The following is a 24,266-nucleotide window of genomic DNA, read 5'->3' as shown; positions in this document are numbered from 1 at the left end:
ACTTCGCACTCCTCCCCGGTGGGGCACAGGAGGAGAGGTCGGCGGGAGTCGGGCCGGAAAGTACGAGGCATGGGGGCACGACATGACCACCGAGGCGATATCCCTGCGATTCGCGATGCTCGGACACCTGCGGGCGTGGCGCGGCACGCAGGAGCTGGAGTTAGGTTCGCGCCAGCAGCGGACACTGCTGGCACTGCTGCTGTTGCGGCAGGGCCGGCCCGCACCGGTCGACGCGCTGGTGGCCGACATCTGGGGCGAGCGGCCGCCGGCCCGCGCCGTGGGCTCGCTGCGCACGTACGTCTCGCGGCTGCGCAAGGAGATCGAGACGCCGGGCGGCGCGGGCGACGGGCCGCGGGTACTGGTGTCCGAGCACGGCGGCTACGCCCTGCGGGTACCCCCTGAGGCCGTGGACCTCGGGCTGTTCCGGCGCGATGTGGCCGCCGCCGACCTCGCCCGCGCGGCGCGCCGCCCCGAGGAGGCACGGGCCCTGCTGCGCACCGCTCTCGGCCTGTGGGGGGACGAACCCCTGGCGGGTCTGGGCGGTCCCGGTGTCGAGGCGCAGCGGAGCAGGCTGGCCGGACAGCGGCTCGCCGCCCTGGAGGCGCGCCTCGCCCTGGATGTGGAACTCGGTGAACACGTCGGCGCACTGGGTGAGTTGCGCGAACTGACGGAGCGTCACCCGCTGCGTGAGCGGCTGGGCGCCCTGCTGATGCGGGCGTACGTGCTGAGCGGCCAGGACGCGGAGGCGCTGGCCGTCCACGAGCGGACCAGGCGTCTCCTGGCGGCGGAGTTCGGGATCGACCCGGGGCGTGAGATGGCCGCGATGGCCGAGGGCATCACGAGAGGTGCGAGCGGGTCCGCCGCGGGAAGCGCGGGCGGGGGCGGCACGGGGGGCGAGGGGGCGGTGGGGGGCACGGCGGACGGCGCGCCGCGCGAGGCGGCCGCCGCCGGGGACCCCGTGCGGGCCCGGCTGGAACCCGTACCGGACGGATTTCGGCGCCCGGCCCAACTGCCCCGTGATCTGGCCGACTTCAGCGGCCGGGCCGAGGTCCTCGCGCAGCTGTCCGACGAGCTCACCGGTGCCGGGCCGGCCGGCCGGGGGACCCCGCCCGGGGCCCGCTCGGCGCCGGTCGTCCTCGTGTCCGGCTCGACCGGCGTGGGCAAGAGCGCCCTGGCCGTGCACGCCGCCCACCGGGTGCGGGGCCACTTCCCGGACGGCCAGCTCTACGCCGACCTGCGAGCCCCGGACGGCTCTCCGGTCCGCCCGGCGGCGGTCCTGGGCCCCTTCCTGCGCGCGCTGAGAGGGCCCGGCCGGCCGGTCCCCGAGCAGCAGGCCGACCAGGTCTCCCTCTACCGGTCGGAGCTCGCCGAGCGCCGCGTCCTGGTCGTCCTCGACAACGTTGCCGACCCGGGGGCGGCCGATGTGCTGCTGCCCGGCGGGCAGGGCTGCGCCGTACTGATCACCAGCACCACGCGACCCTCCGGTCTCGCCGGGGCCCGGCACACCCACCTGGGCGTGCTCTCCCGGGCCGAGGCGCTGACCTGGCTGGAGACGGCGATCGGTCCCGAGCGCGTCGCGGCGGAACCCCAGGCCTGCTCCGAGTTGGTCGAGCGGTGCGCAAGGCTGCCCCTGGCGCTGCGCATCGTGGCGATGCGGCTCGCCACCCGGCCGTCCTGGGCGGTCTCCTCGGTGGTGGCCGCCCTGCGCGGCCGGCACCGGCTGGGCGCGCTCGGCGTCGCGGACCTCTCCGTACGGGAGGCGTTCCGGCGGGAGTACGGGCGCCTGCCCCAGCCGCTGCGGCCGGTGTTCGCCCGGGTGGCGCTGCTGCGGGAGCCGGACGGGCAGTTCGGGCCGACCGCGGTGGCGCTGGCGCTGGGGGTCCCGTCGGGCGAGGCCCGCGCCCTGTGCGAGGAACTCGTGGACCGCAGCTGGCTGGAGTCCGCACGCCCCGGCCGGTACCACGTGCACGGCCTGCTCCGTGAGTTCGCCGTCTCCGTCCAGCAGGACGAGCTGTCGCCCCGAGCGGACGAGGACCGGCCCGCGGCGCTGCTCTTCGCCCCCGACGACGGGGATGCCCGCCTCGGCACCCGGCCGTTCCGGCCCCCTGGGGGCGCCCGGGAGGGCCTGGCGTCCTGACCGGCCGGCGGCGGCGGTGTGTGCCGTGTCCCGACCCGTCGACCGCGATCCGTGCGCGCCGCCTGCGATCCACGAGCGCCGACCGCGATCCACGCGAGCCGCCTGCGATCAACCCTGCGCCCGACCGCGATCGGCCCGCGCCCCGACCGCGATCCGGAATCAGTACATCCGCCCGCGGCCTCGCCATCCCGCAAGGCCGTCCGCAACCCCGCGTCCCGCACCCGACCCCCGCATCCGAGCCGCACCCCGTACCCCGCACCCGACTCTGCGTCCCGCGTCCCGCACCCCGACCCCGAGCCCGCGTCCCGCACCCCGACCCCGCACCCCGACCCCGAGCCCGCACCCGAGCCCGCGTCCCGCACCCCGACCCTGAGCCCGCAACCCGCAACCCGCAACCCGACCCCGCACCCGACCCCGACTCTGCATCCCGACCCCGAACCCCGCGTCCCGCCTCCCTCCCGCGACCCCGTGGCCCGCACGCCGCGGCCGTCGTCCCGTCGGAGCCCCTTCCCGTACGTCTTTGGAGAACCTCCCCGTGCCACCCGCCGACCGTCCCGCCCCGGCCTCCCACCGTGCTCCCGGAGCACCGCCGCCGCCCGCCCTGTCCTTCCGGGTGCTCGGCACCCTGCGCGTGCGCTCCGGAGCGGGGGAGACCGACGTACGCCCACCCCTGGCTGCGGCCCTGCTCGCCACCCTGCTGCTGCGCCACGGCCGCAGGGGCAGCACGCAGGCCCTCATCGACGCGATCTGGGGCGACGCGGCGCCCTCCGCGGCGCCCGGGGCCCTGCGCGGCCACGTGGCCGCGCTGCGCCGCGTGCTCGAACCCGGACGCCCGCCGCGCTCCCCGGCACGGGTGCTGGTCTCCCGTCCGAACGGCTACGCCCTGCACCTGCTGCCGGACGCCCTGGACCTGACCGTCTTCGACCGGCGGGCCGGCAGCGCCGCGCGTGCGGTCCGCGCGGGGCGGCCCGGTGAGGCGCTCGCGTTGTACGACTCCGCGCTGGAGCTCTGGGACGGCGAGCCCCTGGCGGGCGTCCCGGGTCCGTTCGCCGCCGCTCAGCGGTCGACGCTGCGCGAGCGGCGGCTGGCGGTGGTGGAGGACCGGTGGGAGGCAGAGCTGCTGCTCGGCGGCCATGCGCGGGCCGTGGAGGAGCTGCGGGCGCTGGCCCAGTGCCATCCGCGGCGCGAGCGCCTCCAGGAACTCCTGATGGCCGCCCTGCACGAGACGGGACGTCAGACCGAGGCCCTGGATGTCTACGCACGGGCCCGGGACACCCTGCGCGGCGCAGGGGCGCCGGGACCCGGAGCGGGACTCGAACGGATACGCCGCCGCATCCTGGCCGGCCCCGGAGCCTCTGCCGAGGACGGCCCGGGCCTGGCGAGCGGCTCGGCGGGTGGTCCGAGGAGCGGCCCGGTGAGCGTGTCGGCGAGCGGGTCGGGGGGCGCCACGCACCCCCTGCCCGCCCCGCCCCGGCCGGACGGCGTCGGGCCGCCGGACCCCCGTCCGGGGTCCCTTCCGCGGTCGGACCGTCCCGCGGCCGCCGGCGCGCAGCCCGCCGCACCCGATCCCGTACCGGCAGCGGCGTCCGTACCGGTGCCGACGGCACTGACGTCACCGATGCTGAGCCTCCCGCCCGACACGGCGGACCTCGTCGGCCGCGACGCGGAGGTCGTACGGTTGCGGCAGGCCCTGGAGAGCGGCCCCGTCGCGGCCCTGGGCGCGATCAGCGGGATGGGCGGCGTCGGCAAGACCGCCGTGGCCGTACGCGTCGCGCACGAGGTGCGCGCCAGCTTCCCCGACGGGGTGTTCTTCGTCGACCTCTGCGGGATGGACGCCCGCCCGGCCGATCCCCACCAGGTCCTGGGGGACCTGTTGCGGGCCCTGGGGGTGACACCGGCACAGCTCCCCGCCGAGACCGCCGAGCGCGTCGCGCTCCACCGCTCGCTGCTCGCCGACCGGCGTGTGCTCCTCGTCCTCGACAACGCCCGCGACCTGCGCCAGATCCGCGATCTGCTCCCCACGGCCCAGGGCTGCGGCCTCCTCGTGACCAGCAGGACCTGGCTCACCGGGCTCGGCGGGCTGGGCGGCGCGACCCTGGTCCACCTGGAGGAACTGTCCGACGCCGTGGCGCTGGACCTGCTCGTCCGGCTCGTCGGGGAACAGCGCGTGCGGGCGGAGGAGGAGGCCTCCCGGGCGCTGGTCGCGGACTGCGGCCGGCTCCCGCTGGCCCTCCGCGTCGTCGCCGCCCGGCTGGCCGCCCGGCCGGCCCTGCCGGTCGCGGAGACCGCGCGGCGGCTCGCGGACGAACGGCGGCGGCTGATGGAGCTCAGCGGGGACAGCGCCGCCGTGGACGCCACCTTCCGGCTGGGCACCGCCCTGCTCGCCCCGGAACAGCTGCGGGCCTTCCGGCTGCTCGCGCTGCCCGACGTCCCGGAGCTGGGCGGGCAGAGCGCCGCGGCCCTGCTGGACCGGCCCCGGGACGAGGCGGAAGCCCTGTGCGAGGACCTCGTCGACGCCAGCCTGCTCCAGTCGCCGGCACCGGGCCGCTACCGCTACCACGACCTGCTGCGGCTGTTCGCCCGGTCGACCGGGGCGCAGGAGGTGTCCGCGGCCGAACGCGGGGCAGCGCTGCTGCGGTTGCTGACCACGTACACCGCGCTAGCCCGCGAGGCCTACCGGATCGCGACCGCGGGGGACGCGTTCCCCGCCGACGAGGCGCCGACGGCCGCGGCGGCTGCGCCGGTCCGTACGGACTCCGAGGCCCGTGCCGTGCGGCAGTTCGCCTGCCCGGCGGAGGCCACCACCTGGCTGTTCGACGAACGGCTGCATCTGCTCGCCCTCATCGAGCAGGGCGCCGGAGTCCCCGAGATCCCGGCGTCCGTCTGCGCGCGCCTGTTGCTGGCCAGCGACCCGCTGGGACGCCACAGCACCCGGACCAGCAACCTGGAACGGGCCGCCCGCGCCGTACGGGCGGCGGCGCAGAGGTCGGGCGACGCGGTCGCCGGCGGCATCGCCCACCTCCTGCTGGGCGGCTCCTTCGCCATCCGGTTCGAGATGGGCCGGGCGTTGCCGCACCTGCGCACGGCGGCCGAGGTGTTCCGTCGTGAGGAGCGGTGGCCGCTGCTCGCGCACGCGCTCAACGCCCTCGGCGGTTGCGCGCTCGCCCACCGCGACTTCGCCGCCGCCACGCAGTACCTCAGCGAGGCACTGCCGCTGAGCCGGGAGCCGCACAGCCCCGCCTGCGAAGCCGTCACCCTCGGCTACCTCGGCCTCGCCCAGCTGGCGTCCGGATACGCCGAGGAGGCCGTACGGTCGGGCCGCGCCGCGGTCGCACTGGCGCGGTCCTGCCGGGACGGTGCGGGTGAGGCCAACGCGCTGCGCGCACTCGGGCAGATCCTGCTCCACACCGGCCAGCGGCAGGAGGCACTGGCGTGCCTGCGCACCAGCCTGCGGCTGTGGCGGAAGACGGGCTCGGCCTTCCGCGAGGCGCTGGTGCTGGGCGGGCTCGCCGAGGCGTTCAACCTGCTGGGCCGGCACGAGGAGGCACTGGCCCACGCGACGGAGGCCCGGGACATCGCCACGCTGCACGGCGACAGGTACCTGCTGGGGCGGGCGCTGACCCAGCTGGGAGACGCGGTCGGCGCGCAGGGCCGGCCGGGCCAGGCGGCGTTCTACCACCGGCAGGCGCTCCGGATCTTCCGTGAGCTGCGCATGCCGGAGGCGGCGGACGTCCAGGCGCGCCTCGACGCCGGCTGACGCGGCGGCCCGGCGGTGCGGCGGTGCGGCGGTGCCGCCGTTCACCGCCCGGGCCGCACACCCCGCCACGCCACCGAACCCACCTCACCGAACCCACCTCACCGAACCCACCTCACCGAACCCACCCCACCGAACCCACCCCACCGAACCCGCCCCACCCCGGCCCGGTTGACGTCCCGTTGATGCGCTGTTGAGGCCGCGCGAGCACGGCGGTGACAGGCTCCTCCCACCGCCCCGGCAAGGACGTCCTCCCCCCCAACGGACGGCCCTGCCGGGGCGGGCCCGGGCACACAGCGGTACCCCGGGACCGCACGCCGATCTGCTGAGGACTCCCTTGGACCCCCAGGCTCTGCTCTTCTCCATGTTCACGCCGGAAGGACGGGAGAACCCCTTCCCGGCACTGGAAGCGCTCCGCGAGACCGCACCGGTCTACTACGACAAAGACCTCGACACGTTCTTCCTGACGACCTACGCCGACTGCCAGGCGGTGCTGACCGACAGCTCGTTCCGCACCCCCGACCTGAGCTGGTGCGAGGACAACCTGCCGGACTGGCGCGAGCACCCGGCCGCCGACTTCTTCTACGCCTCGATGCTCCGCGCGAACCAGCCCGACCACACCCGGCTGCGCCGGCTGGTCAGCGCGGGCTTCACCCCGCGCCGCGTGGCCGCCCTGAGCGAGGCGGTCGAGGAGCTCACCGACTCGCTGCTCGACACCTTCGCCGAGGCCACCGCGGAGGGCGCCGCGGCCAACTTCCAGGAGCTGGTCGGATATCCGCTGCCGGTCGCCGTCGTAGGCGAGCTGATCGGCGTCCCCGCCGCGGACCGTCCCCGCTTCCGGCGCCTGGGCGGCGACGCCAGCCGGCTCCTGGAACCGGTGCGAACCGAGGAGGACTGGGCCCGCGCCGACGCCGCGGTGACCGAGCTGCGCGCGTACTTCGACGACCTGCTGCTCCGCCGCGCGGCCGAGCCCCGCGAGGACCTCGCCACGGTGCTGCTCGCGGCCGGGGAGGACCAGGAGCGGCTGACCCGGCGGGAGCTGGTCGACACGCTGCTCCTCGTCTTCGTCGCCGGCTTCGAGACGACCACGGCCATGCTGGGCATCGCCACCCACGCACTGCTGACCCACCCCGAGCAGCGGGCGGCGCTGAGCGCCGATCCCGACCTCGCGGCGCAGGCGGTCGACGAGGCGCTGCGCTGGGACACGCCCGTCCAGATGACCGAGCGGATCTCCTCCGTACGGACCGAGATCGGGGGCGTGACCATACCCGCCGGTGCCAACGTCACCACCGTGCTCGCCGCCGCCAACCGCGACCCGGCCCAGTTCCCCGACCCGCACCGCTTCGACGTACGCCGGTCCGGGAGCAGGGTGCTGAGCTTCAGCGCGGGCCCGCACTACTGCCTCGGCGCTGCCCTCGCCCGGCTGGAGGGCGCCATCGCCGTCCGCCGCCTCTTCGCCCGCTTCCCCGGCCTCGCCCTGGCGGGGGCGCCGGTGCGGCGCGAGTCCTTCAGCCTGCGCATGTACGAGGACCTCCCCCTGACCACCGACGGCCCCGAAGCAGCCCGTGCGCACGCCGGGGCCGGCTCCACGACGACGGCGAAGGACTGACGCCATGGGATTCCTGGACACCGAACGCGCGGTGCTCGACGCACTGCTCCCCGGCCTGGACGCCGAGCTCGCCCGCCACCCGCTGGCCGAGCTGGAACGGCCCGGCAGCCCGGCCGTCGCGGCGTTCCGCGAGGCCGGCGGCGCGGGCCTGCTGGTGCCGCGGCAGAACACCGGGATCGGAGCGGACCCCCTGCAAGCCGTGCGCCTGCAACGGGCCGTGGGCGCCCGCTGCCCGTCGCTGGCCGTCGCCACGACCATGCACCACTTCTCCGTGGCGAGCCTGGTGGAGGCGGCCAAGCACGGCGCCGGCTTCGAGTGGATGCTCCTGGAGGCCATCGTCGGCAAGCGGATGCTGCTCGCCTCCGGGTTCTCGGAGGGGCGGACCGGCCAGTCCATCCTGCGGCCCGCCATCCGGGCCGAGCGCCGCGGCGGCGAGGTCGTGCTGAACGGCAGCAAGAAGCCGTGCAGCCTGGCCCGTTCGATGGATCTCCTGACGGCCTCGGTGGTGATGACGGACGAGGACGGTACCGAACGCCTCGCGGTCGCCATCGTCCCCGCCGACACGAAGGGGGTCTCCGTGCGGCCCTTCTGGCGCAGCTCGGTGCTGGCCGGCGCCGAAAGCGACGAGGTGGTCCTCGAAGACGTCGCGCTCGACCCGCAGATGGTCGTACTCACCGAGGTCACCGCCGACTCGGTGCTGGACTCCCTCAACGTCGCGGGCTTCCTCTGGTTCGAACTGCTGATGACCGCCGGCTACCTGGGCACGGCGAGCGCCCTGGTGGAACGCGTGCTCCGGCAGGGACGTGCCCCCGCGGCGGTCCGCGCGGCGCTCGTGACCGAGGTCGACGCGGCGATGCTGGCGGTCGAAGCCGTGGCCCGGTCCATGGGGGAGTCCCCGGAATGGGGCGAGCCCCTGCTGGCCGCCGCGCTCACCGCCCGCTACGCGGCCCAGGACGCCATCGCGCGGACCACGGCGACCGCGCTGGAGGCGCTCGGCGGGATGTCGTTCATCGGCTCCGACGAGGGCACCTACCTGGCCTCGGCGGCCACCGGACTGAACTTCCACCCGCCGTCCCGCGGGCGCATGGCCGAGCCGCTGTGCGCGGCGCTCGACGGCGAGCCCCTCCGTGTCGGCTGAGGGCGGGGCCGCACCGGGCGGTCCCCGGCCGTCCGCCCCGGACAGGGAACCGGCCAAGGACTCGGCGAGGGACCCGGCGAGGGACTCGGCCTACACGGTGGAGCGGCTGGACCGCGCCGAGGACGTACCCCGGCAGGTGTGGGACGAGCTGGCCCCCGCCGACGACCCCATGTGGGGCCGGGACGTGTTCACCGCCATGCAGCGCGCGCAGATCGGCCCGGACGCGTACGCCTACCTCCTCGTACGCCGGGACGGCCTGCCGTTCGCGATCCTGCCGCTCAGCGCGGTGCGCGGGCTGCGTCTCGACCGGGTCGTGGGACCTCGCGAACGCCGCCTGATGGCGCCGGTGGCCCGGACCTTCCCCGGGCTCGTACGGGTGCCGATGCTGTTCTGCGGCAACTTCCTCGGCCAGGGGCACGTCATGGGGGAGGGCCCGCTTCCCGCACCGGTGGCCCGCCTGCTGGTGCGCGAGGTCATGGACTTCGCCCGTGGCCACCGCCTGGGCACCGTCGTCTTCAAGGACTTCGCCCCGCACGACCTCGACGCGCTGCGCCCGGCCCTGGACCATGCGGGCTTCTTCACCGTCGCCTCGCTGCCGGACACACAACTCCCCCTGGAGTACAGCGACTTCGAGGCCTACCTGGCTTCCCTGCCGGCCAAACCGCGGCGCAACGCCCGCAACAAGATACGGAAGTTCCGCCAGCAGGAAGACCTCCGGATGGAGGTGCTCGAAGAGTTCGGCCACCTCGTCCCCGAGATGATGCGGCTGTACCGGCAGGTCATGGACCGCGCCGACCAGACCCTCGACGTACTCGACGAGGAGTTCGTCCGGGCCCTGTTCGACGGCGACGGGACCGATCAGCGGCTGGTCGCCTGCTTCGAGGGTGACCGCCTGGTGGGGTACCTGCACTGCCTGTTCCGCGGCAGCGGCGCGGTCGGCGCCCGCATCGGCCTGGACTACGGGCTCGCCCACCGGGCGCGGCTCTACCACAACCTCCACTATGCGGCGATCGAGCTGGCCATCACCCGGGGCTGCCGCCACATCCGGTTCGCGCAGACCGCCTACGAGCCCAAGCGCGAGTTCGGCTGCGAACTGGTCGAGCAGTCGTACGCGCTCACCCACACCGGCCGGCTGCCCCGGGCCGTCCTGCGCCTCCTGCTGCCGCGGGCCCTGGAGGCCGCCCGGGAACAGGCCCTCGCGCCCAAGTCCTGACGGCCGCCGGGCCCCCCGCCGGCCCTCCGCCGGCCCCCCGGCGTCCCCGTGATCCCCAACTCCCCGGATTCCCCGGGACGTCACCGACGAGCCCCGCACGGCTCCCCACAGAAATGAGACCACCATGCCCCTCGTCCAGGTAGAGATACCCATCGCCGCCCGCCCCGAGGACAGCTGGAACGCCGTCATCGACGTCGAGAGCTACTCCTCCTGCATGGACAGCGTCCAGTCCGTCACGATCGTCGACCGCACGGGCGAGGACGAGCGGACGACGGCCTGGTCCGTCCACCTCAAGGGCTCGGTCCTGGAGTGGGTGGAGGCCGAACGGCTCGACCACACCGCCCGCCGCTTCGACTTCCACCAGGTCAGCGGCGACCTCGCCCACTTCGTCGGCCACTGGGCGGTCCGCCCCTCCGACGACGGCGGCAGCCACGTCTCCCTGACCGTCGAGTTCGAGATCGGGATCCCGCTGCTCGCCGACATGCTCAACCCCGTCGCCGCCACCGCCCTGCGCGAGAACGCCCAGCAGATGCTGCACGCCCTGGAGCGGCGGCTCACCGGCGACGCCGCACGCTGAGGCGCCCCGCGCCTGCCGCGTTCCCGAACCGCCGCCGTCCCTGACGGCAACGCCCCCTTTCCCTCGCCGGTGCGCACCGTCCGTTCCGCGATCCCACCCCTCTCCAGGAGGTCCCCTGTGGCTGCCCCGTCCACGCCCGCCCCGCCCGACGCCGGCGAGGTGTTCGGCCAACTCCGCCGCCACCAGTCCCCGAAGCTGGCGCTGACCGGCAAGTTCGCCGGCCAGGGAGCCGTGGAGGCCAGCGCTCTGGGCTCCCGCGTCACCCTCTCCGACGGCCGTACGGCCCTCGACTTCGGCTCCTACGCGGTCGCCCTCCTCGGCCACCGCCACCCGGGCGTGGTGGCGGCCGTCGCCCGGCAGCTCGGGGTCATGCCGACGTCGACGCGCAGCCTGGCCAACCCGGTGGCCGCGCAGGCGGCGGCCCGGCTCTCCGACTACCTCGGCGGCCGGCTCCCCAAGGTCTACTTCGGCCTGAACGGTGCCGACGCGGTCGAGGTGTCGGTGAAACTCGCCCGGCTCGCCACCGGGCGGGACCGGGTGCTCGCCGTGAACGGCGGCTACCACGGCAAGACCCTGGGCGCCCTCTCCCTCACGCACAGCCCGCTGTTCCGGGCCGGGCTGCGCGGTGCCGTGGTGGACGTGGTCCACATCGACCCCGACGACCCGCACGCCGTCCGCGCGCAGCTGGAGGCGGCCCCGGTCGCCGCCGTGGTCTTCGAACCCGTCCAGGGCGAGAACGGCGCCGTACCGCTGCGGACCGACGTCCTGCGGCAGTGGTGCGAGGACGCGCACGCCCACGGGGCGTTCGCCATCGCCGACGAGATCCAGTGCGGGCTGCGCCGCTGCGGCGAGCGGTCGGTCGCCCTCGCGGACGGCCTGCCCGTCGACGCCGTACTCGTCGGCAAGCCGCTCGGCGGCGGCGTCGTGCCGCTGTCCGCGGTGGTGTGCAGCGAGGAGCTCTACGCCCCGCTGGCGCAGGACCCCTTCCTGCACTCGGCGACCTTCGGCGGGCACCCGCTGAGCTGCGCCGCGCTCCCGGCGGCCCTGGAGGCCGTGGAGGAACTCGCCGAGCACGGGGAGAAGTTGTCGGCCCGGCTCGCCGACGGCCTGCGCACCCTCGGTGAGCGCCACCCCCGGGTGATGGGCGGGCACCACGGCCGGGGACTGCTGTGGGGCATCGAGTTCACCACCCCCGCGGCGGCCGGCGAGGCCGTGGTCTCCCTGGCCAACAACGGACTGCTGGTCTCGCCCTGCCTCGGCCGCCCGACCACGGTGCGGCTGCTGCCCCCGCTCGTCACCACCGAGGCGGAGCTGGACGAGGCGCTGGACATCCTCGACACCGCACTGGAGGCGGCGGCCCCGGCCGGCCTCCCCGGCTGACGGCCCCCTCCCCGCTCACGACCACCACCCACCAGCTCCCACCGGAGGCACCAGGTGAACCCCACCGAACACACCACCACCGCATCCCCCGCCGACCTCTTCGGCGTGGTCCGCGAGACCATCGCCGACGTTCTCGGCACCGCCCCCGACGCCATCGTGGAAAGCACCGACCTGCGGGCCGAGTACGGCATCGACAGCCTGGAGATGATGTCGATCGGCGCCCAGCTCGAACGCGCGCTCAACGTGCGGATCTCGGCCGAGGACCTGATGCGGGCCGACACCGTCGGCCAGGCCGTCGCCTTCCTCGCGGAGCGCAAGGCCGGCCGCTCATGACCCGGAACCACCCCGCGCCCGGTCCCGGCCGGCCGTACGAGCGCCCACGCGTGGTCGTCACCGGGATCGGCGTGAAGTCCCCGGCGGGCCTCACCCTCGACGAGGTCATGGACACCGTCCTGGCGGCCCGCCCCGCCGCCGCGGTGCACGCGGACCTCGTCGAGAGCGGCTCGCCCGTCCACATCGCCTGCCGGGTGCCCGACTTCGACATCGACTCCTACCTCACCCGCCGCGAGCGCCGCCAGATCGACCGCCCCACCGAACTGGCCCTGTGCGCGGCGGCGGACGCCGTCCGGCAGGCCGCGCTGCCCGACCTGCCGCCCTCCCGGGTGGGCGTCCACCTCGGTACCGGCATCGGCGGGCTCCCCACCATGGAGGCGCTCGTACGGGACAACGACGCCAACCCCACGGGCATGCCCGTGCACTCCGTTCCCCGGACCATGGCCAACTCCGCCGCGGCCCGCGTGGCGATGCACTACGGATTCCAGGGCTCCTGCGTCACCTATGCCACCGCCTGCGCCAGCGGAGCCACGGCCATCGGCGAGGCCGTCCGCCGCATCCAGTACGGGGACCTGGACGTGGCCGTCGCCGGCGGCTTCGACTCCGCGGTGACCACCTTCATGCTCAGCGGCTTCTCGCGCATGCAGGCCCTGTCCACCCGCAACGACGACCCCCGCAACGCCAGCCGCCCCTTCGACGCCCAGCGCGACGGCTTCGTCATGGGCGAGGGCGCCGCCGTGCTCGTACTGGAGCGGCGCGATTCCGCGCTGCTCCGCGGAGCGACCATCCTGGGCGAGATCGCCGGCTACGCCACCAACGCCGACGCCCACCACATCGTGGCCCCGCACACGGACGGGGCCGTCGCGGCGGCGTGCATGGCGGCAGCCATCGCCGACGCCGGCCTGCTGCCGTCCGACATCGGCCAGATCAGCGCGCACGGAACGTCCACGCAGGCCAACGACAGCGCCGAGGCCGCCGCCATCCACCGGTGCTTCAACGGGCAGGCCCCGCCGGTGACCGCCGTCAAGGGCGTCACCGGGCACCTCATCGGAGGCTCCGGCGCCCTGGAGGCCGCGATCGCCCTGGTCTGCGCCGAGCGGCGGATCGTGCCCCCCGTCGCCAACCTCACCACCGCCTCCGAGTCCGACCGGATCGACGTGGTCGCCGGAGACCCGCGCAGCGTGGACAGCGCCCCGGTGCTCTCCAACTCCTTCGGCTTCGGCGGACAGAACGTCTGCCTGGTCCTCCAGCCCGCCACCTGAGCACCCCAGGAGCCCTTGCCATGCGCATCCTCGTCACCGGCGCGTCCGGCGTCGTAGGCACCGAAGTGGCCGCGCGCCTCGCCGCCGGAGCCCCCGGAGCCGCGGTAGCCCCCGGAGCCGCCGAAGTCGCCGCCCGGACCGCTCCCGACATCGTCCGTACCGCCCGCCGCGCGGGCGACACCGCACCCGTGCCCTGGAACATCGGCGTCGAACCGGCCCCGGACCCCCTGACCGGCCGGCCCTGGGACGTCATCGTGCACACCGCCGCGTCCACCCGCTGGACCATGACCCGCCAGGAAGCCACCGACGCCAACATACGGACCCTGCGCGCGGTGCTCGCACTGGCCGGGCCCGACACCCACGTCGTCCACGTCTCCACCGCCTACGTCGGCGGGGTGCGCGCCCCCGAGGACCTCAGGGGAGCGGAGTTCGAGGGCTACCGCAACGGCTACGAGTGGTCGAAGGCCGTCTGCGAGGAGATCGTGGCCACCGAGCACCGCGGCCCCGCGACGATCGTCCGCCCGCCGCTGGTCCTGGGGCGCCGCGCCGACGGCCGCATCGACCGCTTCTCCGGCCCCTACAGCCTCTTCCCCGCGCTCGTCTCCGGCCTCGCGGCGGTCGTCGTCGGGGACCCGGGCGGCTACGCCGAGATCAGCCCCGTCGACGAGGTCGCCGAGGTGATCGCCGGCGCCGCCCTGGCCGCCCCGCCCACCTCCCCGCGCACCGAGGTGATCGCGTCGGGACAGGACAGCATGCGGCTCTCCGACCTGGTCCGCATCACCTGCGACACCCTCAACGCCTTCCGGGCCGAGCACGGCGTCGACACGATCGCGCAGCCGCCGACCGTGTCCACCGACAGCTGGAACCGCTTCTTCCTGCCGCTGGCCGGACAGTGGCTCTCTCCCGTCCAGCAGGAGGCCGTGAAGCTGCTGGCGATGTTCCAGAGCTACACCAGCATGAGCGAGCCCTTCGAACCCACCCACAAGGTCGCCGACCCCGGCGCGGTGATGGCGGCGTCGGTGCTGCACTGGGCGCGGAGCAAGCCCCGTCAGGCCCTCGGCCGTACCGTGCCGTGGACGCTGATCGACGCCGCATGAGGGACCGGGGGCCCGGTCCCGCCGCCCCTGCCGCCACCCGCCCGAGGAAAGGACAACCGACCGTGCACGCCCTCCTGATCAGCGGAAGCCCCCGGGCGGGCTCCGGCACCACCGCGCTGGCCGCGCTGGTGGGCGATGCCCTGCTCGCCCGGGGCGCCACCGTGACCTCGCTCGACCTGGCCGAGCCCGCCGGTCCGCGGCTGCGGGACGCCCCCCGGAGCTACGAGGCCGTCGTGCTCGCCAGCCCCGTCCACCACGCCAGCTACTCGGGCCTGCTCAAGCTCGCGCTCGACGAGGTACCGGGCGACTGGCTGGCCGACACGGCGGTCGGACTCGTCGCCCACGGAGCCGGCCCGCGTACCGGAAGCGTCGTGTGCGAGCACCTGCGCACGGTGGCCAAGGCACTCGGAGGCTGGGTGGCCCCCACCCAGATCGCGGCGTGTCCCGCCGACTTCGTCCCCGGCCCGCGCGGGACCCCCACGCCGGACGGACCCCTGCTGCGCCGCTGCCACACCCTCGCCTCGGAACTCCACCGCTGCGCGACGATGCTCCGCAGCCCGGTTCCGGGGCACGTCTGATACCGGGGCCGCACACGCCGGTGCCCCCGTACGGTCCTGATCGGACCGGACGGGGGCACCGGGGTCAACGGGTCTGCTACAGACTGGACTTGCCGCTCGCGAGGGGCCACTCGCGGTTGAGGGCGCCCAGCGGGATGCGGCGTTCGAAGACCGGCGTGCCGAACAGGGACAGCTGCAACTGCAGCTGTCCGCTCAGGTCGAAGCCGCCGTACAGCGCCCACGCACCGCTCACGGAGGTCTTGCCGTCGGTGGAGGCGGACGCCTTGGCGTCGGCCTCGCCGCGCAGGTAGGGGGCGAAGTCCGCGGAGACGCCGACGGCCCCGTACAGGCCGACGGAGGCCTCGGCGCCGAGCGCGCCCTTGACGCGGCCGGCGGCGGTCACCTCGGCCTTCACCGGCGAGCTCTGGACGTTGGAGGTGCTGACCGGATTCCAGCCCTTGCCCGTCGCGTAGCTGCCGCCGACCCGGAAGTCGCCCTTGACCTCCTGCCGGACGTCGAGGGTGACGCGGCCGTCGGCCTCGACCTGCACGTACACGGTCAGGTCGAGGTTGACGACGACCGGGACCGGGCCCACCTGGATGACCGGAGCGCTGTGCAGCTTGGCGAACGGGATCCGCTTGGGGGCACCCGTGCTCGCGGCGGCGTGCCCCTTGAGGTTCCACTGCGAGGACCAGTCGCCGCTCATGCCGAGGAAGGCGGAGCGCGGGCCGGCGCCGCCCGAGCCGTCGTACGCGAACTCCACCGTGGGGGCGAGCTGGACGAACCCGGAGACCGAGGCACCGGCCGAGACGGGGGCGCCGGGGGCGGTGTCGATCGGGGCGTTCACGTCGAGCCGCAGGTTGCCGAGGGGCAGCTTCGCGCCCTCGGGGCCGAACCGCACCCCCTGGCTCTTGGCCCAGGAGAACGTGACGCCCTTCATCAGGGGCTCGACCGTGACCGATGCCGGGTCCACGGGCACCTTGCCGTCGGCCTTGTCGTCGTTGAGGGCGGCGGACAGCGTCGTGGGGGCCGTCTTGACCTCGGTGCCCCGGTCGGTCTTCCTGCCGATCTCGGTGACCTTCGCGAGGAGGCCGTCGGGGGCTCCCGGCACCGGTGCGCTGGCGATGACGTCGCCCACCGCGACGGGCTTGTCGGGCGCGGGGGAGCCACCCGCGGAGGGGGCAGCCGGAGCGGACGGGGTGGACGGGGCGGCCCCCTGCGGGGCCGCGGATATGACGGCCCGTCCGGTCGCCTTGTCGTAGGAGGCGACCTTCAGCGCGGACTTCTTCGGGGCGCCGCTGCCCTTTTCGGAGCCGCCGCGGGTCACGGCCGTCGGCGTGGGGGCGCCCTGGGGCGCCGCGGCCACGTCGAGCTGCTGTGTGCCGTCGGCCGCGGGCGCGAGGGTGGCGGGGCTCGTGGGGGCAGCCGTACCGGTGTGGGGGGCGGTGGAGCAGCCGGTGGCGGTGAGTGCCAGGGTGGTGAGGCCGGGGAGCAGGAGGCGTCTGGCGAGCATGCGCACGTACGTAAGACCTTCTGGTTGGGGGGAGGTTGCGCTACTGACAAGTAACGTGAGGGTCGATCATGCCAGGCACTCCCGCCGCGACGGTGATAACCGGCCACCCCTCAACGGCCCCGCCTTCGGCCGTACGATGAGCCCATGACCTCCGCCGCGCAGCCGACGAGCCGCCGCCCCGCCGGGCGCGGCTCCGTGCTGCTGGTGCTGGCGGTGCTGGCCGGGGTGCTGGCGATGCACGGCCTCGGCCCCGGGGCGGCTCACGCGGGCGGAGCCCGGCAGGCTCCCGTCCGGGCCGTCACGGCCATGCCCCAGGGCGGCGCCGCGCACCACGCCGGCGAAGGCTGTTCCCACTCGGCCGACGGCTCCGGCCACGCCCGGCACGCGGACGGAACCTGCGCCGCCGCCGGCGTCGGTGCGGCGTACGTACCGCCCGCCCTGGCAGCGGCCGTCGACGGCGCGGCGCCGGCCGCGGGACCGGTTGGCATCGCCCCGGCGGCCGCACGCGGCGGGCGGGCGCCGCCCGACCTGTCCGAACTGCAGCTCCTGCGGATATAGAGCGGCCCGCACGGTCCCGGTAGCGCCGGTCAGGCGAGCGGGGACCGTGCTCCGGCACGCCCTCTTTCCGCGATCTTCCGCGGCTCCGACCGGGGCCGCGGCCAAGGAGTTGCACCACCATGAGCAAGCAGCGTTCCCGGATCCGCCGTATCACCACCGCCGTCGCGGCAACCGCCGTGGCAGCCCTCGTCCTTGCCGCCTGCGGCTCGGGCGGTGCTGCTTCCGCCGGTCACGGCGGGCACGGCGGTACGTCCCCTTCCGCCGCGGCGCCGGCCGCGCCGGGGCAGCACAACGGGGCGGACGTCGCCTTCGCCCAGGGCATGATCCCGCACCACCGCCAGGCGGTGGAGATGGCCGGCCTGGCGCCCACGCGGGCGGAGTCGGCCGAGGTGAAGGCCCTCGCCGAGGAGATCCGCAAGGCCCAGGCCCCCGAGATCCGGACGCTGTCCGGATGGCTGGTGTCCTGGGGTGAGCCGGCGCCGGCCGAAGGCGCCGCGGACCACTCCGCGCACGGCGCCGGCGGGATGATGAACGCCGAGGACATGGGCAAGCTGGAGAAGTCCTCGGGCAAGGCGTTCGACACGGCCTTCATGGAGCTGATGATCAAGCACCACGAGGGCGCGGTGGCGATGGCCAAGACCCAGCAGAAGGAGGGCGCGCACCAGGGCGCGAAGGACATGGCCGGCGCCATCGTCTCCTCCCAGACCGCCGAGATCACCCGGATGAACGGTCTGCTCGGCAAGGACTGACCGGGCCCCGGGGGCGGCCGCCGACAGGCGCCCGCCCCCTCGCGGTCCGCGCCGCGGCGGCGCCGTGCCTCACGGCTTCGCGGCGGGGTGCAGGCTGCGCAGGCCCTGGAGGAGCAGGTGCAGGCCGAACTCGAAGTGGCCCGTGAAGTCCGTGCTGGCGAGGGTCGGCAGGGCCGCGGCCAGGTGGGGGAACCGCTCCGGCGCCGCGGCCTGGCGCAGCCGCTCCGGGTCGGCGCCGGTCCCGTCCCGTGACGGGAGCGCGGCCTGTTCCTCCAGGGTGTGGCCCGCGGTGAAGTCGGCCACCGCCATGAGCGCCCGGGCCGCGTCCTCGTCCGGGAACCCGGCCTCGCGCAGCACGGCGATCATCCGGTCGGCGAAGCCCAGCGTGTTGGGGCCGGTCGCATGCGTACCTGCGAAGACGCGGGCGCCGTCCCGGCGGCCGAGGAGCGCGGTGCGCAACCCCCGGGCCAGGATGGCCAGTTCCTCGCCCCAGTCGCCCTCCTTGCCGTCCCCTCGCTTCGGGACGGCTTCGGCCAGCATCCGCTCGGCCATCGCGGTGAGCAGGTCCTGCTTGGTGGCGAAATACCGGTACAGCGCGCCGGCCTGGACGCCCATCGCCTCCGCCAGGCGCCGCATCGTAAGGGCCTCCAGGCCGTGGGCGTCCAGGAGTTCCAGCGCGGTCTCGACGGTTCGGGCGTGGTCGAGCCGGGCGGGACGGCCCCGGCCCGGGGTTGACGGGGTGCTCATGGAAAACCATCATAGTGAACACCGTTCACGTGAACGGTGTTCACTAAATAGGGAGGTCCCCCGATGGACACCCAAGTCCTCGTCGTCGGCGCCGGGCCGACCGGCCTGATGCTCGCCTGCGAGCTCGCGCTGGCCGGCGTGCGGACCCGCGTCGTGGAGCGCCGCCCCGAGCCCCAGCGGGATTCGCGGGCCCTCACCCTGCACCCGCGCAGCATGGAACTGATGGACCTGCGAGGTCTGGCCCCCCGCTTCCTCGCCCGGGGCAGGGCCGTGCCCGGCTGGCACTTCGCGGGCCTCGACACCGGGCTCGACTTCTCCGCGCTCGACACCCGCCACGGGTACACGCTCTTCCTGCCCCAGGCGCACACCGAAGCCCTGCTCGCGGAACGCGCGTCCGAGCTCGGCGCGCGGATCGACCGCGGCCACGAGCTCCGCGGGCTCACCCAGGAGGGTGACGCGGTGGTGGTGGAGATGCGCGGCCCCGGCGGCGTCCCCGAAACGGTGCGCGCGCCGTACGTGATCGGATGCGACGGCGCCCGCAGCGCGGTGCGGCAGGCCGCCCGCGTCGGTTTCCCCGGCACCGACGAGACGCTGACCGGAGTGCTCGGCGACTTCGCGGCCGTCACACCGGACGCGGCCGCCCTCGACGCCGCCCGGGCCCGCGGTGTGCTGGTCGTACCGCTGGAAGGCGGGCTCACCCGGTTCGTGTACCTCGACCCGGAACGGCTGCGCACTCCCGCCCGGGAACCGGTCACGCTGGAGGAGTTCCGTTCGTCGCTGACCCGGATCTGCGGCTTCGACTGCGGTGTCGCGGCGCCGCGCTGGCTGTCCCGCTTCGGCAACGCCACCCGCCTCGCCGACCGTTACCGGGCAGGCCGGGTGCTGCTGGCGGGCGACGCCGCCCACATCCACTTCCCGGCAGCGGGCCAGGGCCTCAACACCGGTCTCCAGGACGCCGCGAACCTGGGCTGGAAGCTGGCCGGCGTCATCAATGGCTGGGCCCCGCCGGGCCTCCTCGACACCTATGACGCGGAGCGCCGCCCGGCCGGCCGGGCCGTCACCGAGAACACCGAGGTGCAGACCCTGCTGGCGGAACTCGCACTCGTCCCGCAGTACCGGCGCCCCGCCGCCGCGTTGCGCGGGCTCCTGGACGAACTGCTGGGCATGGAGGAGGTCAACCGCCGCCTCGCCGGGCAGGTTTCCGCCCTCTCGACGGTGTACGAGCCCCCCTCGCCCGGAAGCGATCCCCTGGTCGGGCGCCGCATGCCCGACATCGCGCTGACCGCCAGGGGGTCGGACGCGGAACGGGCGTACGAGCTGTTCTCCGCAGGACGGTTCGTCCTGCTCGACCTCGCCGCCGGAGCGGACTCCGCAGCGGACCTGCCCGAAAGCGGCCGGCGGGCCCACGTGTCGGCGTTCGCGGTCACCGAGCGCGACGGTCATCCGGAGCTCGACGGGGTGACCGAGGTGCTCGTACGTCCCGACGGCCACATCGCCTGGGCGACCCGCGGCACCGACGCCCGCCGGCGCCGCGCCGACCGGAGCACGGCGCTGACCGCCTGGGCGGGCGAGCCCGCCGCGCACAACGCCGGAAGAGGGCCCCGGGATCGACCCGGGACCCTCTTCCCGTAGTGCGGGGCCGTCCCGTCTGCACCCCCGTGTCAGGCGAGACGGCCCCGGTTCTCGGGGCCCCGTCAGCCGGACAGGGCCGGGGCCTTCGCGGGCGCGGGCAGGACCCGCGCGAGGAGCTTCGCCACGGCGACGAGGGTCCGGTCCGACAGGTACGGGCCGATGAGCTGGACGGACAGGGGCAGCCCGTCGGCGGTCGTTCCCGCGGGCAGGACCAGCGCGGGCAGGCCCACCGGTCCGGCCAGGTTGAGCCAGCTCGTCTGGGCGAAGTACGGCCGCTTCACCCCGTCGACGGTGATGGACCGCTGCGGGAGGGGAACGGAGGTCTGGTCGGGGACGGCGGCCGACGGGGCCGCCGGCGTGATGAGGACGTCGTGACGGGTGAAGTACTGGGCCCACTTCGCGCGCAGCTGCTGGCGGGCCTCGTCGGCGACGCACCAGTCGCGGTGCCGCATGGTCCGCGCGTGCAGGTACAGGCCGCCCGGGTCGCCGGAGGGGAGCTTGTCCGCGGCCTCGACCTCCGAGGCGAACGCGGCGTCCGTCGCACTGGCCGCCGAGGTCGCGTACAGCAGCCGCTGGAACAGCAGGTCGCTCGCGGCGAAGTCCACGGGCCGGGCCGAGTCGTCCACCTCGGCGCCGGCCTGGCGCACCAGAGTGGTGACCCGGTCCAGGACCGCGCGGGTGTCGGCGTCGACGCGGCAGTACTCGTCGTCGGCCCACACGCCCACGCGGTACTGCCCGAGGCGGCTCTGCGTCGGGGCCGGGAGGTCGATCGCCCAGGCGGCGCCGTCGGCCGGGGACGGTGCGGCGAGCACACCGAGGAGGACGTCGAGGTCTTCGGCGCTGCGGGCGATCGGCCCCAGGGTGACCATGTCGCTGCTGGTCGCCCAGTCCGGGGGGCGCGGGACGTGTCCGCGGGTCGGCACGATGGGGCTCGCTCCGCGCGAGGTGCGCAGCGCGTAGACCCCGCAGTACGCGGCGGGCAGCCGGAGCGAGCCGGCCAGGTCCGACCCGACCTCCAGGGCGGTCAGGCCGGCGGCGACGGCCGCGGCCGCTCCGCCGGAGGAGCCGCCCGCCGTCCGGCCGACGGCGAAGGGGTTCCGGGTCGTCCCGAAGAGGGGGTTGGCGGTCTGGATGTCCTGGCACATGACCGGCACGTTGGTCTTGCCGAGGACGACGGCGCCGGCGGAGCGCAGCAGGGCCACGGCGTCGGCGTCCCGGGAGGGCACGTGGTCGGCGAGTTCGGGCGATCCGCACGTGGTGCGCATGCCCTTCGTCTCCAGGGCGTCCTTCACCGTCATCGGCAGGCCGTGCAGGGCGCCGAGGGTCTTCCCGGTCCGGGCGAGGTGCTGGTCGGCCCTGTCCGCGGCGGCGCGCGCGGCGTCGGCGTCGAGGGTGACCACCGCGTTCAGTTCCGGGTTCACCTTGCCGTGGTGGTCCAGATACCGCTCCAGGAGGGCGCGGCTGGTGATGTCGCCCCGGCGCAGCGCGGAGAGCTGTTCGTGGGCGGGGGCCAGGTGCAGGTCCGCCCGCGCGGGCTTCCCCGTGGTGCGCGGACGGGAGCCGGCGGACGAGGTCATGGCGGCGGCCGCGGCGACGACCGTCGAGGCGATGAGCAGGGTGCGGCGGAAGATCACGTACGGGCTCCTGTCGAGGGGCTGACGGCGTCGGAGACCTCGGCGGTCTCCGTCCGGAGCGGGCTGAAGAACGCGGCGACCCGTCCGAGGTGCAGCAGTTCGTCCTCCGGGGTGGCGAGCGGGAGTTCCGCGTCCGCGTAGTCGGCCGGCGCGTCGACGGGGTCGCCGGCCCGGTGCCGGGCGAGCGCGTCGTGTATCTGGTCGGCGGTGACGGCCGCGGCGAGCGTCGCACCGGTCAGGCCTTCGGCCGCGCGGCGGGCCTGCGCACCGGACCGGACGGCGGGGTCGAGGTAGCGGCGCAGCAGCTTCTGGCCCCCGCGGATCTCCACGCGGCGGCGCAGCAGGGGGAAGTCGGCGCTGCGGCCCCGCAGGATGTCCTCGCGCTGGCGGCCCGGCCGGCGCAGGGCGATGCCCGGGTCGGCCCGGTCCATGGCGGACCACAGGTGGCGCAGCCGCCGGTAGCGCAGGTGCGCGGTGACCCACGCGCGGGCCGCCGTGCTCCGGCTGACCAGTGTGGGCAGGAAGTAGCCGATCTGCGTGAGGGCGGCGCCGATGTCCCCGCACAGCCAGGCGTACGGGTCGAGGCTCTTGACGCTGAAGCCGAACACCGCCCCCAGGACGGCCCCGATGCGGATGGCGCTGTACCCCAGGGTGATGACGGCGCCGACCGAGATCAGGCGCAGACCGCGGGCGATCCACGGGTTGGACGCGGTGCGGGCGTACTTCCAGCAGGACCGGGCCAGGTACGCCTCGGCGACGGTGTACGTGGCGATGTAGAGCGTCAGGTACGCCTGGAAGAAGGGGTCGTGGGCGTAGTACAGCGAGAAGTCGGTGGGCCGCTGCGCCGTCGGCGTGAGGAGGGTGAAGAGGACGCCCATGCCGACGATGACGGCCGCGGCCGCGGTGATGAGGCGGCGGCCCCGGCGCCGGGCTTCGGCCGGCGGTTTGGACCAGTGGGCGAGGACCGTGGCCTGCAGGGCGAGGACGAGGACCACACAGCTCTGGGCGAGCGGTACGGCGATGTTGGTGACGCCGAGCGTGCTGTCGATGCGCACCCATACCCAGGTCAGGGAGATGGCGTAGCTGAGCGCGGAGAAGCCGTAGGTGAACGCCAGGGCCGACAGCGCCGGGTCGCGCCGGCTCTTGCCGAGGTCACGCAGGAGGAAGAGGAAACCCGTTCCGGCGATCAGCAGGCACAAGGGGTGGAGGATGTCTTTCACGGGCTCGTATTCGGGTCAGCGCAGCAGCGTACGGGCTATGGGGTCGGTGTCCTCGGAGCCGCGGCGGCCGGCGCTCACGTGCTCCTGGAGGAGGGATCCGAGCATCTCGGCCTCGAACTCTTCGGGGTTGTTGTAGCGGGTCCGGCCGAGGACCAGCTGAACGGTGCCCGGGTCGATGTCGGTGATCAGACCGCCGAGGGTGCCCGTCGAGAGCGCGGCCTTGCCGCTGTGCCGCCGGAGCATGTGCGCGAACTCGTGGCCGACGATGATCTCGGCGTGCGGCCGGCTGATGCCCGTGTCGTAGAAGACGTAGTCCGTGGACTCGGTGGCGAGCCACAGGCCGCAGGGGGCGGAGGCGTCCAGGGCGTCCGGGTCCGAGGCGTCGGGGGTGAACGGCATCAGCCGGATCGAGCGGTCGAGCCGTTCCTCCATGAACGGCACCAGATCCAGCACGCTGTCGACGGAGGGGAGTTGGAGTTCCTGGAGGAACGCCCGGCTGCGCCGTTCGACCTCGGCGGCTTCGTCGACGGCACGACCGTCTCGACGGCGACGCCACATGCGGCTTCCTCTCGGTGTCGGCAGACGGGTGCATCTGCGGGAGCCCGTCACGGCAGGTCCTTCTCGCTTTTCGCCGGCAGCCCTTCCTGCTCCCGCACGACCTCGATCGCCTCCAGCACCTTGCCCAGGCTCTTCGCGGACAGCCCGATCGACCGCATGGCGATCTCCTTCACACCGGCCTGGCTGAGCTTGCGCAGGAGCTCGAACTGGTCGGTGACCTTCCGGGTGACCTCGTCCTCGACGAAGTAGCCGGCTTCCACACCGAAGAACCGGGCGAAGAGCGGGACGAGCGTGATGGTCGGGGTCCGTTCGCCCTTGCGCAACATGCCGACGTAGGCACCGGTACAGCTCTCCTTGCCGTACGAAGAGATGGTCCGCGCCACATGGGCGTTGCTGAACTCCTTCGCGCCGGGCGGGCGTACGCGGTCGAAGAGGTAGTTCAGGCGATCGCTGAACGGCGCTCCCGGACCCGGTACGGGCGCGGGACGCCTCTCCGGGGCCCCGGTGTCCGGTCTCTCTTCTGCTGGTGCCACGCTACGCCGCTTTCTCTCGCTCGCCCTAAACTATAGTTGATGGCCCGGATATGGAAGCCCGGGTT

At 74.7% G+C, this 24,266-nt stretch carries 20 protein-coding genes; 14 read left to right on the top strand and 6 right to left on the bottom strand.

Annotated elements, in window-relative coordinates:
- The first annotated feature begins 82 nt into the window (after positions 1-82).
- From ACZ4TG_RS10870 to ACZ4TG_RS10820, 11 genes are all read left to right on the top strand, one after another.
- Complete coding sequence (locus tag ACZ4TG_RS10870; RefSeq protein WP_468161382.1) at positions 83-2,137, top strand: AfsR/SARP family transcriptional regulator; 2,055 nt, start codon at positions 83-85, stop codon at positions 2,135-2,137.
- A 535-nt stretch (positions 2,138-2,672) separates the two neighbouring features.
- Positions 2,673-5,894, top strand: coding sequence for an AfsR/SARP family transcriptional regulator (locus ACZ4TG_RS10865; RefSeq protein WP_468161380.1), 3,222 nt, complete (start codon positions 2,673-2,675; stop codon positions 5,892-5,894).
- Between the two features lie 334 nt (positions 5,895-6,228).
- Complete coding sequence (locus tag ACZ4TG_RS10860) at positions 6,229-7,500, top strand: cytochrome P450 (RefSeq protein ID WP_468161378.1); 1,272 nt, start codon at positions 6,229-6,231, stop codon at positions 7,498-7,500.
- A gap of 4 nt (positions 7,501-7,504) precedes the next feature.
- Complete coding sequence (locus ACZ4TG_RS10855; RefSeq protein ID WP_468161376.1) at positions 7,505-8,638, top strand: acyl-CoA dehydrogenase family protein; 1,134 nt, start codon at positions 7,505-7,507, stop codon at positions 8,636-8,638.
- Entirely contained in the window at positions 8,628-9,851 is a 1,224-nt protein-coding gene (locus ACZ4TG_RS10850; protein WP_468161374.1) for a GNAT family N-acetyltransferase, read from the top strand. The genes ACZ4TG_RS10855 and ACZ4TG_RS10850 overlap by 11 nt, the downstream gene beginning before the upstream one ends.
- A 124-nt stretch (positions 9,852-9,975) precedes the next feature.
- Positions 9,976-10,428 (top strand): type II toxin-antitoxin system RatA family toxin, encoded by a 453-nt coding sequence (locus ACZ4TG_RS10845; protein WP_468161372.1) that lies wholly within the window; start codon positions 9,976-9,978, stop codon positions 10,426-10,428.
- A gap of 117 nt (positions 10,429-10,545) precedes the next feature.
- A complete protein-coding gene (locus ACZ4TG_RS10840) occupies positions 10,546-11,808 on the top strand; it encodes an aspartate aminotransferase family protein (RefSeq protein ID WP_468161370.1) in 1,263 nt (420 codons plus the stop codon).
- Positions 11,809-11,862: 54 nt separating this feature from the next.
- On the top strand, positions 11,863-12,141 hold the full coding sequence (locus ACZ4TG_RS10835; protein WP_468161368.1) for an acyl carrier protein: 279 nt from the start codon (positions 11,863-11,865) through the stop codon (positions 12,139-12,141).
- Positions 12,138-13,403: a beta-ketoacyl-[acyl-carrier-protein] synthase family protein gene (locus tag ACZ4TG_RS10830; protein ID WP_468161366.1), complete on the top strand. Its 1,266-nt coding sequence runs from the start codon at positions 12,138-12,140 to the stop codon at positions 13,401-13,403. The genes ACZ4TG_RS10835 and ACZ4TG_RS10830 overlap by 4 nt, the downstream gene beginning before the upstream one ends.
- Positions 13,404-13,423: 20 nt before the next feature.
- Complete coding sequence (locus tag ACZ4TG_RS10825; protein WP_468161364.1) at positions 13,424-14,500, top strand: SDR family oxidoreductase; 1,077 nt, start codon at positions 13,424-13,426, stop codon at positions 14,498-14,500.
- A 62-nt stretch (positions 14,501-14,562) separates the two neighbouring features.
- Complete coding sequence (locus tag ACZ4TG_RS10820; RefSeq protein ID WP_468161362.1) at positions 14,563-15,078, top strand: NADPH-dependent FMN reductase; 516 nt, start codon at positions 14,563-14,565, stop codon at positions 15,076-15,078.
- Between the two features lie 76 nt (positions 15,079-15,154).
- Here the strand turns inward: ACZ4TG_RS10820 and ACZ4TG_RS10815 are convergent, their stop codons facing one another.
- Positions 15,155-16,576 (bottom strand): hypothetical protein, encoded by a 1,422-nt coding sequence (locus ACZ4TG_RS10815; RefSeq protein ID WP_468161360.1) that lies wholly within the window; start codon positions 16,574-16,576, stop codon positions 15,155-15,157.
- A gap of 138 nt (positions 16,577-16,714) precedes the next feature.
- On the opposite strand from ACZ4TG_RS10815, the gene ACZ4TG_RS10810 reads away from it, so the two are divergent.
- Together ACZ4TG_RS10810 and ACZ4TG_RS10805 are read left to right on the top strand one after the other, a co-directional pair.
- Positions 16,715-17,128, top strand: coding sequence for a DUF6153 family protein (locus ACZ4TG_RS10810; protein WP_468161358.1), 414 nt, complete (start codon positions 16,715-16,717; stop codon positions 17,126-17,128).
- 119 nt (positions 17,129-17,247) lie between these two features.
- A complete protein-coding gene (locus ACZ4TG_RS10805) occupies positions 17,248-17,877 on the top strand; it encodes a DUF305 domain-containing protein (protein ID WP_468161356.1) in 630 nt (209 codons plus the stop codon).
- A 69-nt stretch (positions 17,878-17,946) separates the two neighbouring features.
- On the opposite strand, the gene ACZ4TG_RS10800 is transcribed toward ACZ4TG_RS10805, so the two are convergent.
- Positions 17,947-18,624: a TetR/AcrR family transcriptional regulator gene (locus ACZ4TG_RS10800; RefSeq protein ID WP_468161354.1), complete on the bottom strand. Its 678-nt coding sequence runs from the start codon at positions 18,622-18,624 to the stop codon at positions 17,947-17,949.
- Positions 18,625-18,687: 63 nt separating this feature from the next.
- Here ACZ4TG_RS10800 and ACZ4TG_RS10795 point away from each other — a divergent pair, with 63 nt between their 5' ends.
- The gene (locus ACZ4TG_RS10795) at positions 18,688-20,256 is read left to right on the top strand and encodes a monooxygenase (RefSeq protein ID WP_468161352.1); all 1,569 of its coding nucleotides are present in this window, start codon (positions 18,688-18,690) and stop codon (positions 20,254-20,256) included.
- Between the two features lie 62 nt (positions 20,257-20,318).
- Here ACZ4TG_RS10795 and ACZ4TG_RS10790 read toward each other — a convergent pair whose 3' ends face one another.
- The 4 genes from ACZ4TG_RS10790 to ACZ4TG_RS10775 are packed head-to-tail and all read right to left on the bottom strand — an operon-like array spanning position 20,319 to position 24,201.
- Positions 20,319-21,890 (bottom strand): amidase family protein, encoded by a 1,572-nt coding sequence (locus ACZ4TG_RS10790; RefSeq protein WP_468161350.1) that lies wholly within the window; start codon positions 21,888-21,890, stop codon positions 20,319-20,321.
- A complete protein-coding gene (locus tag ACZ4TG_RS10785; protein WP_468161348.1) occupies positions 21,887-23,110 on the bottom strand; it encodes an MAB_1171c family putative transporter in 1,224 nt (407 codons plus the stop codon). Before ACZ4TG_RS10785 ends, ACZ4TG_RS10790 begins: the two co-directional genes overlap by 4 nt.
- 15 nt (positions 23,111-23,125) lie before the next feature.
- On the bottom strand, positions 23,126-23,668 hold the full coding sequence (locus ACZ4TG_RS10780) for a hypothetical protein (RefSeq protein WP_468161346.1): 543 nt from the start codon (positions 23,666-23,668) through the stop codon (positions 23,126-23,128).
- A gap of 47 nt (positions 23,669-23,715) precedes the next feature.
- A complete protein-coding gene (locus ACZ4TG_RS10775; protein WP_468161345.1) occupies positions 23,716-24,201 on the bottom strand; it encodes a hypothetical protein in 486 nt (161 codons plus the stop codon).
- Positions 24,202-24,266 lie beyond the last annotated feature (65 nt).

It is taken from the genome of Streptomyces sp. NPDC028314, assembly GCF_055565795.1.
The sequence above is the reverse complement of the archived record's forward strand: the minus strand, read 5'-3'. Positions and strand labels throughout refer to the sequence as shown.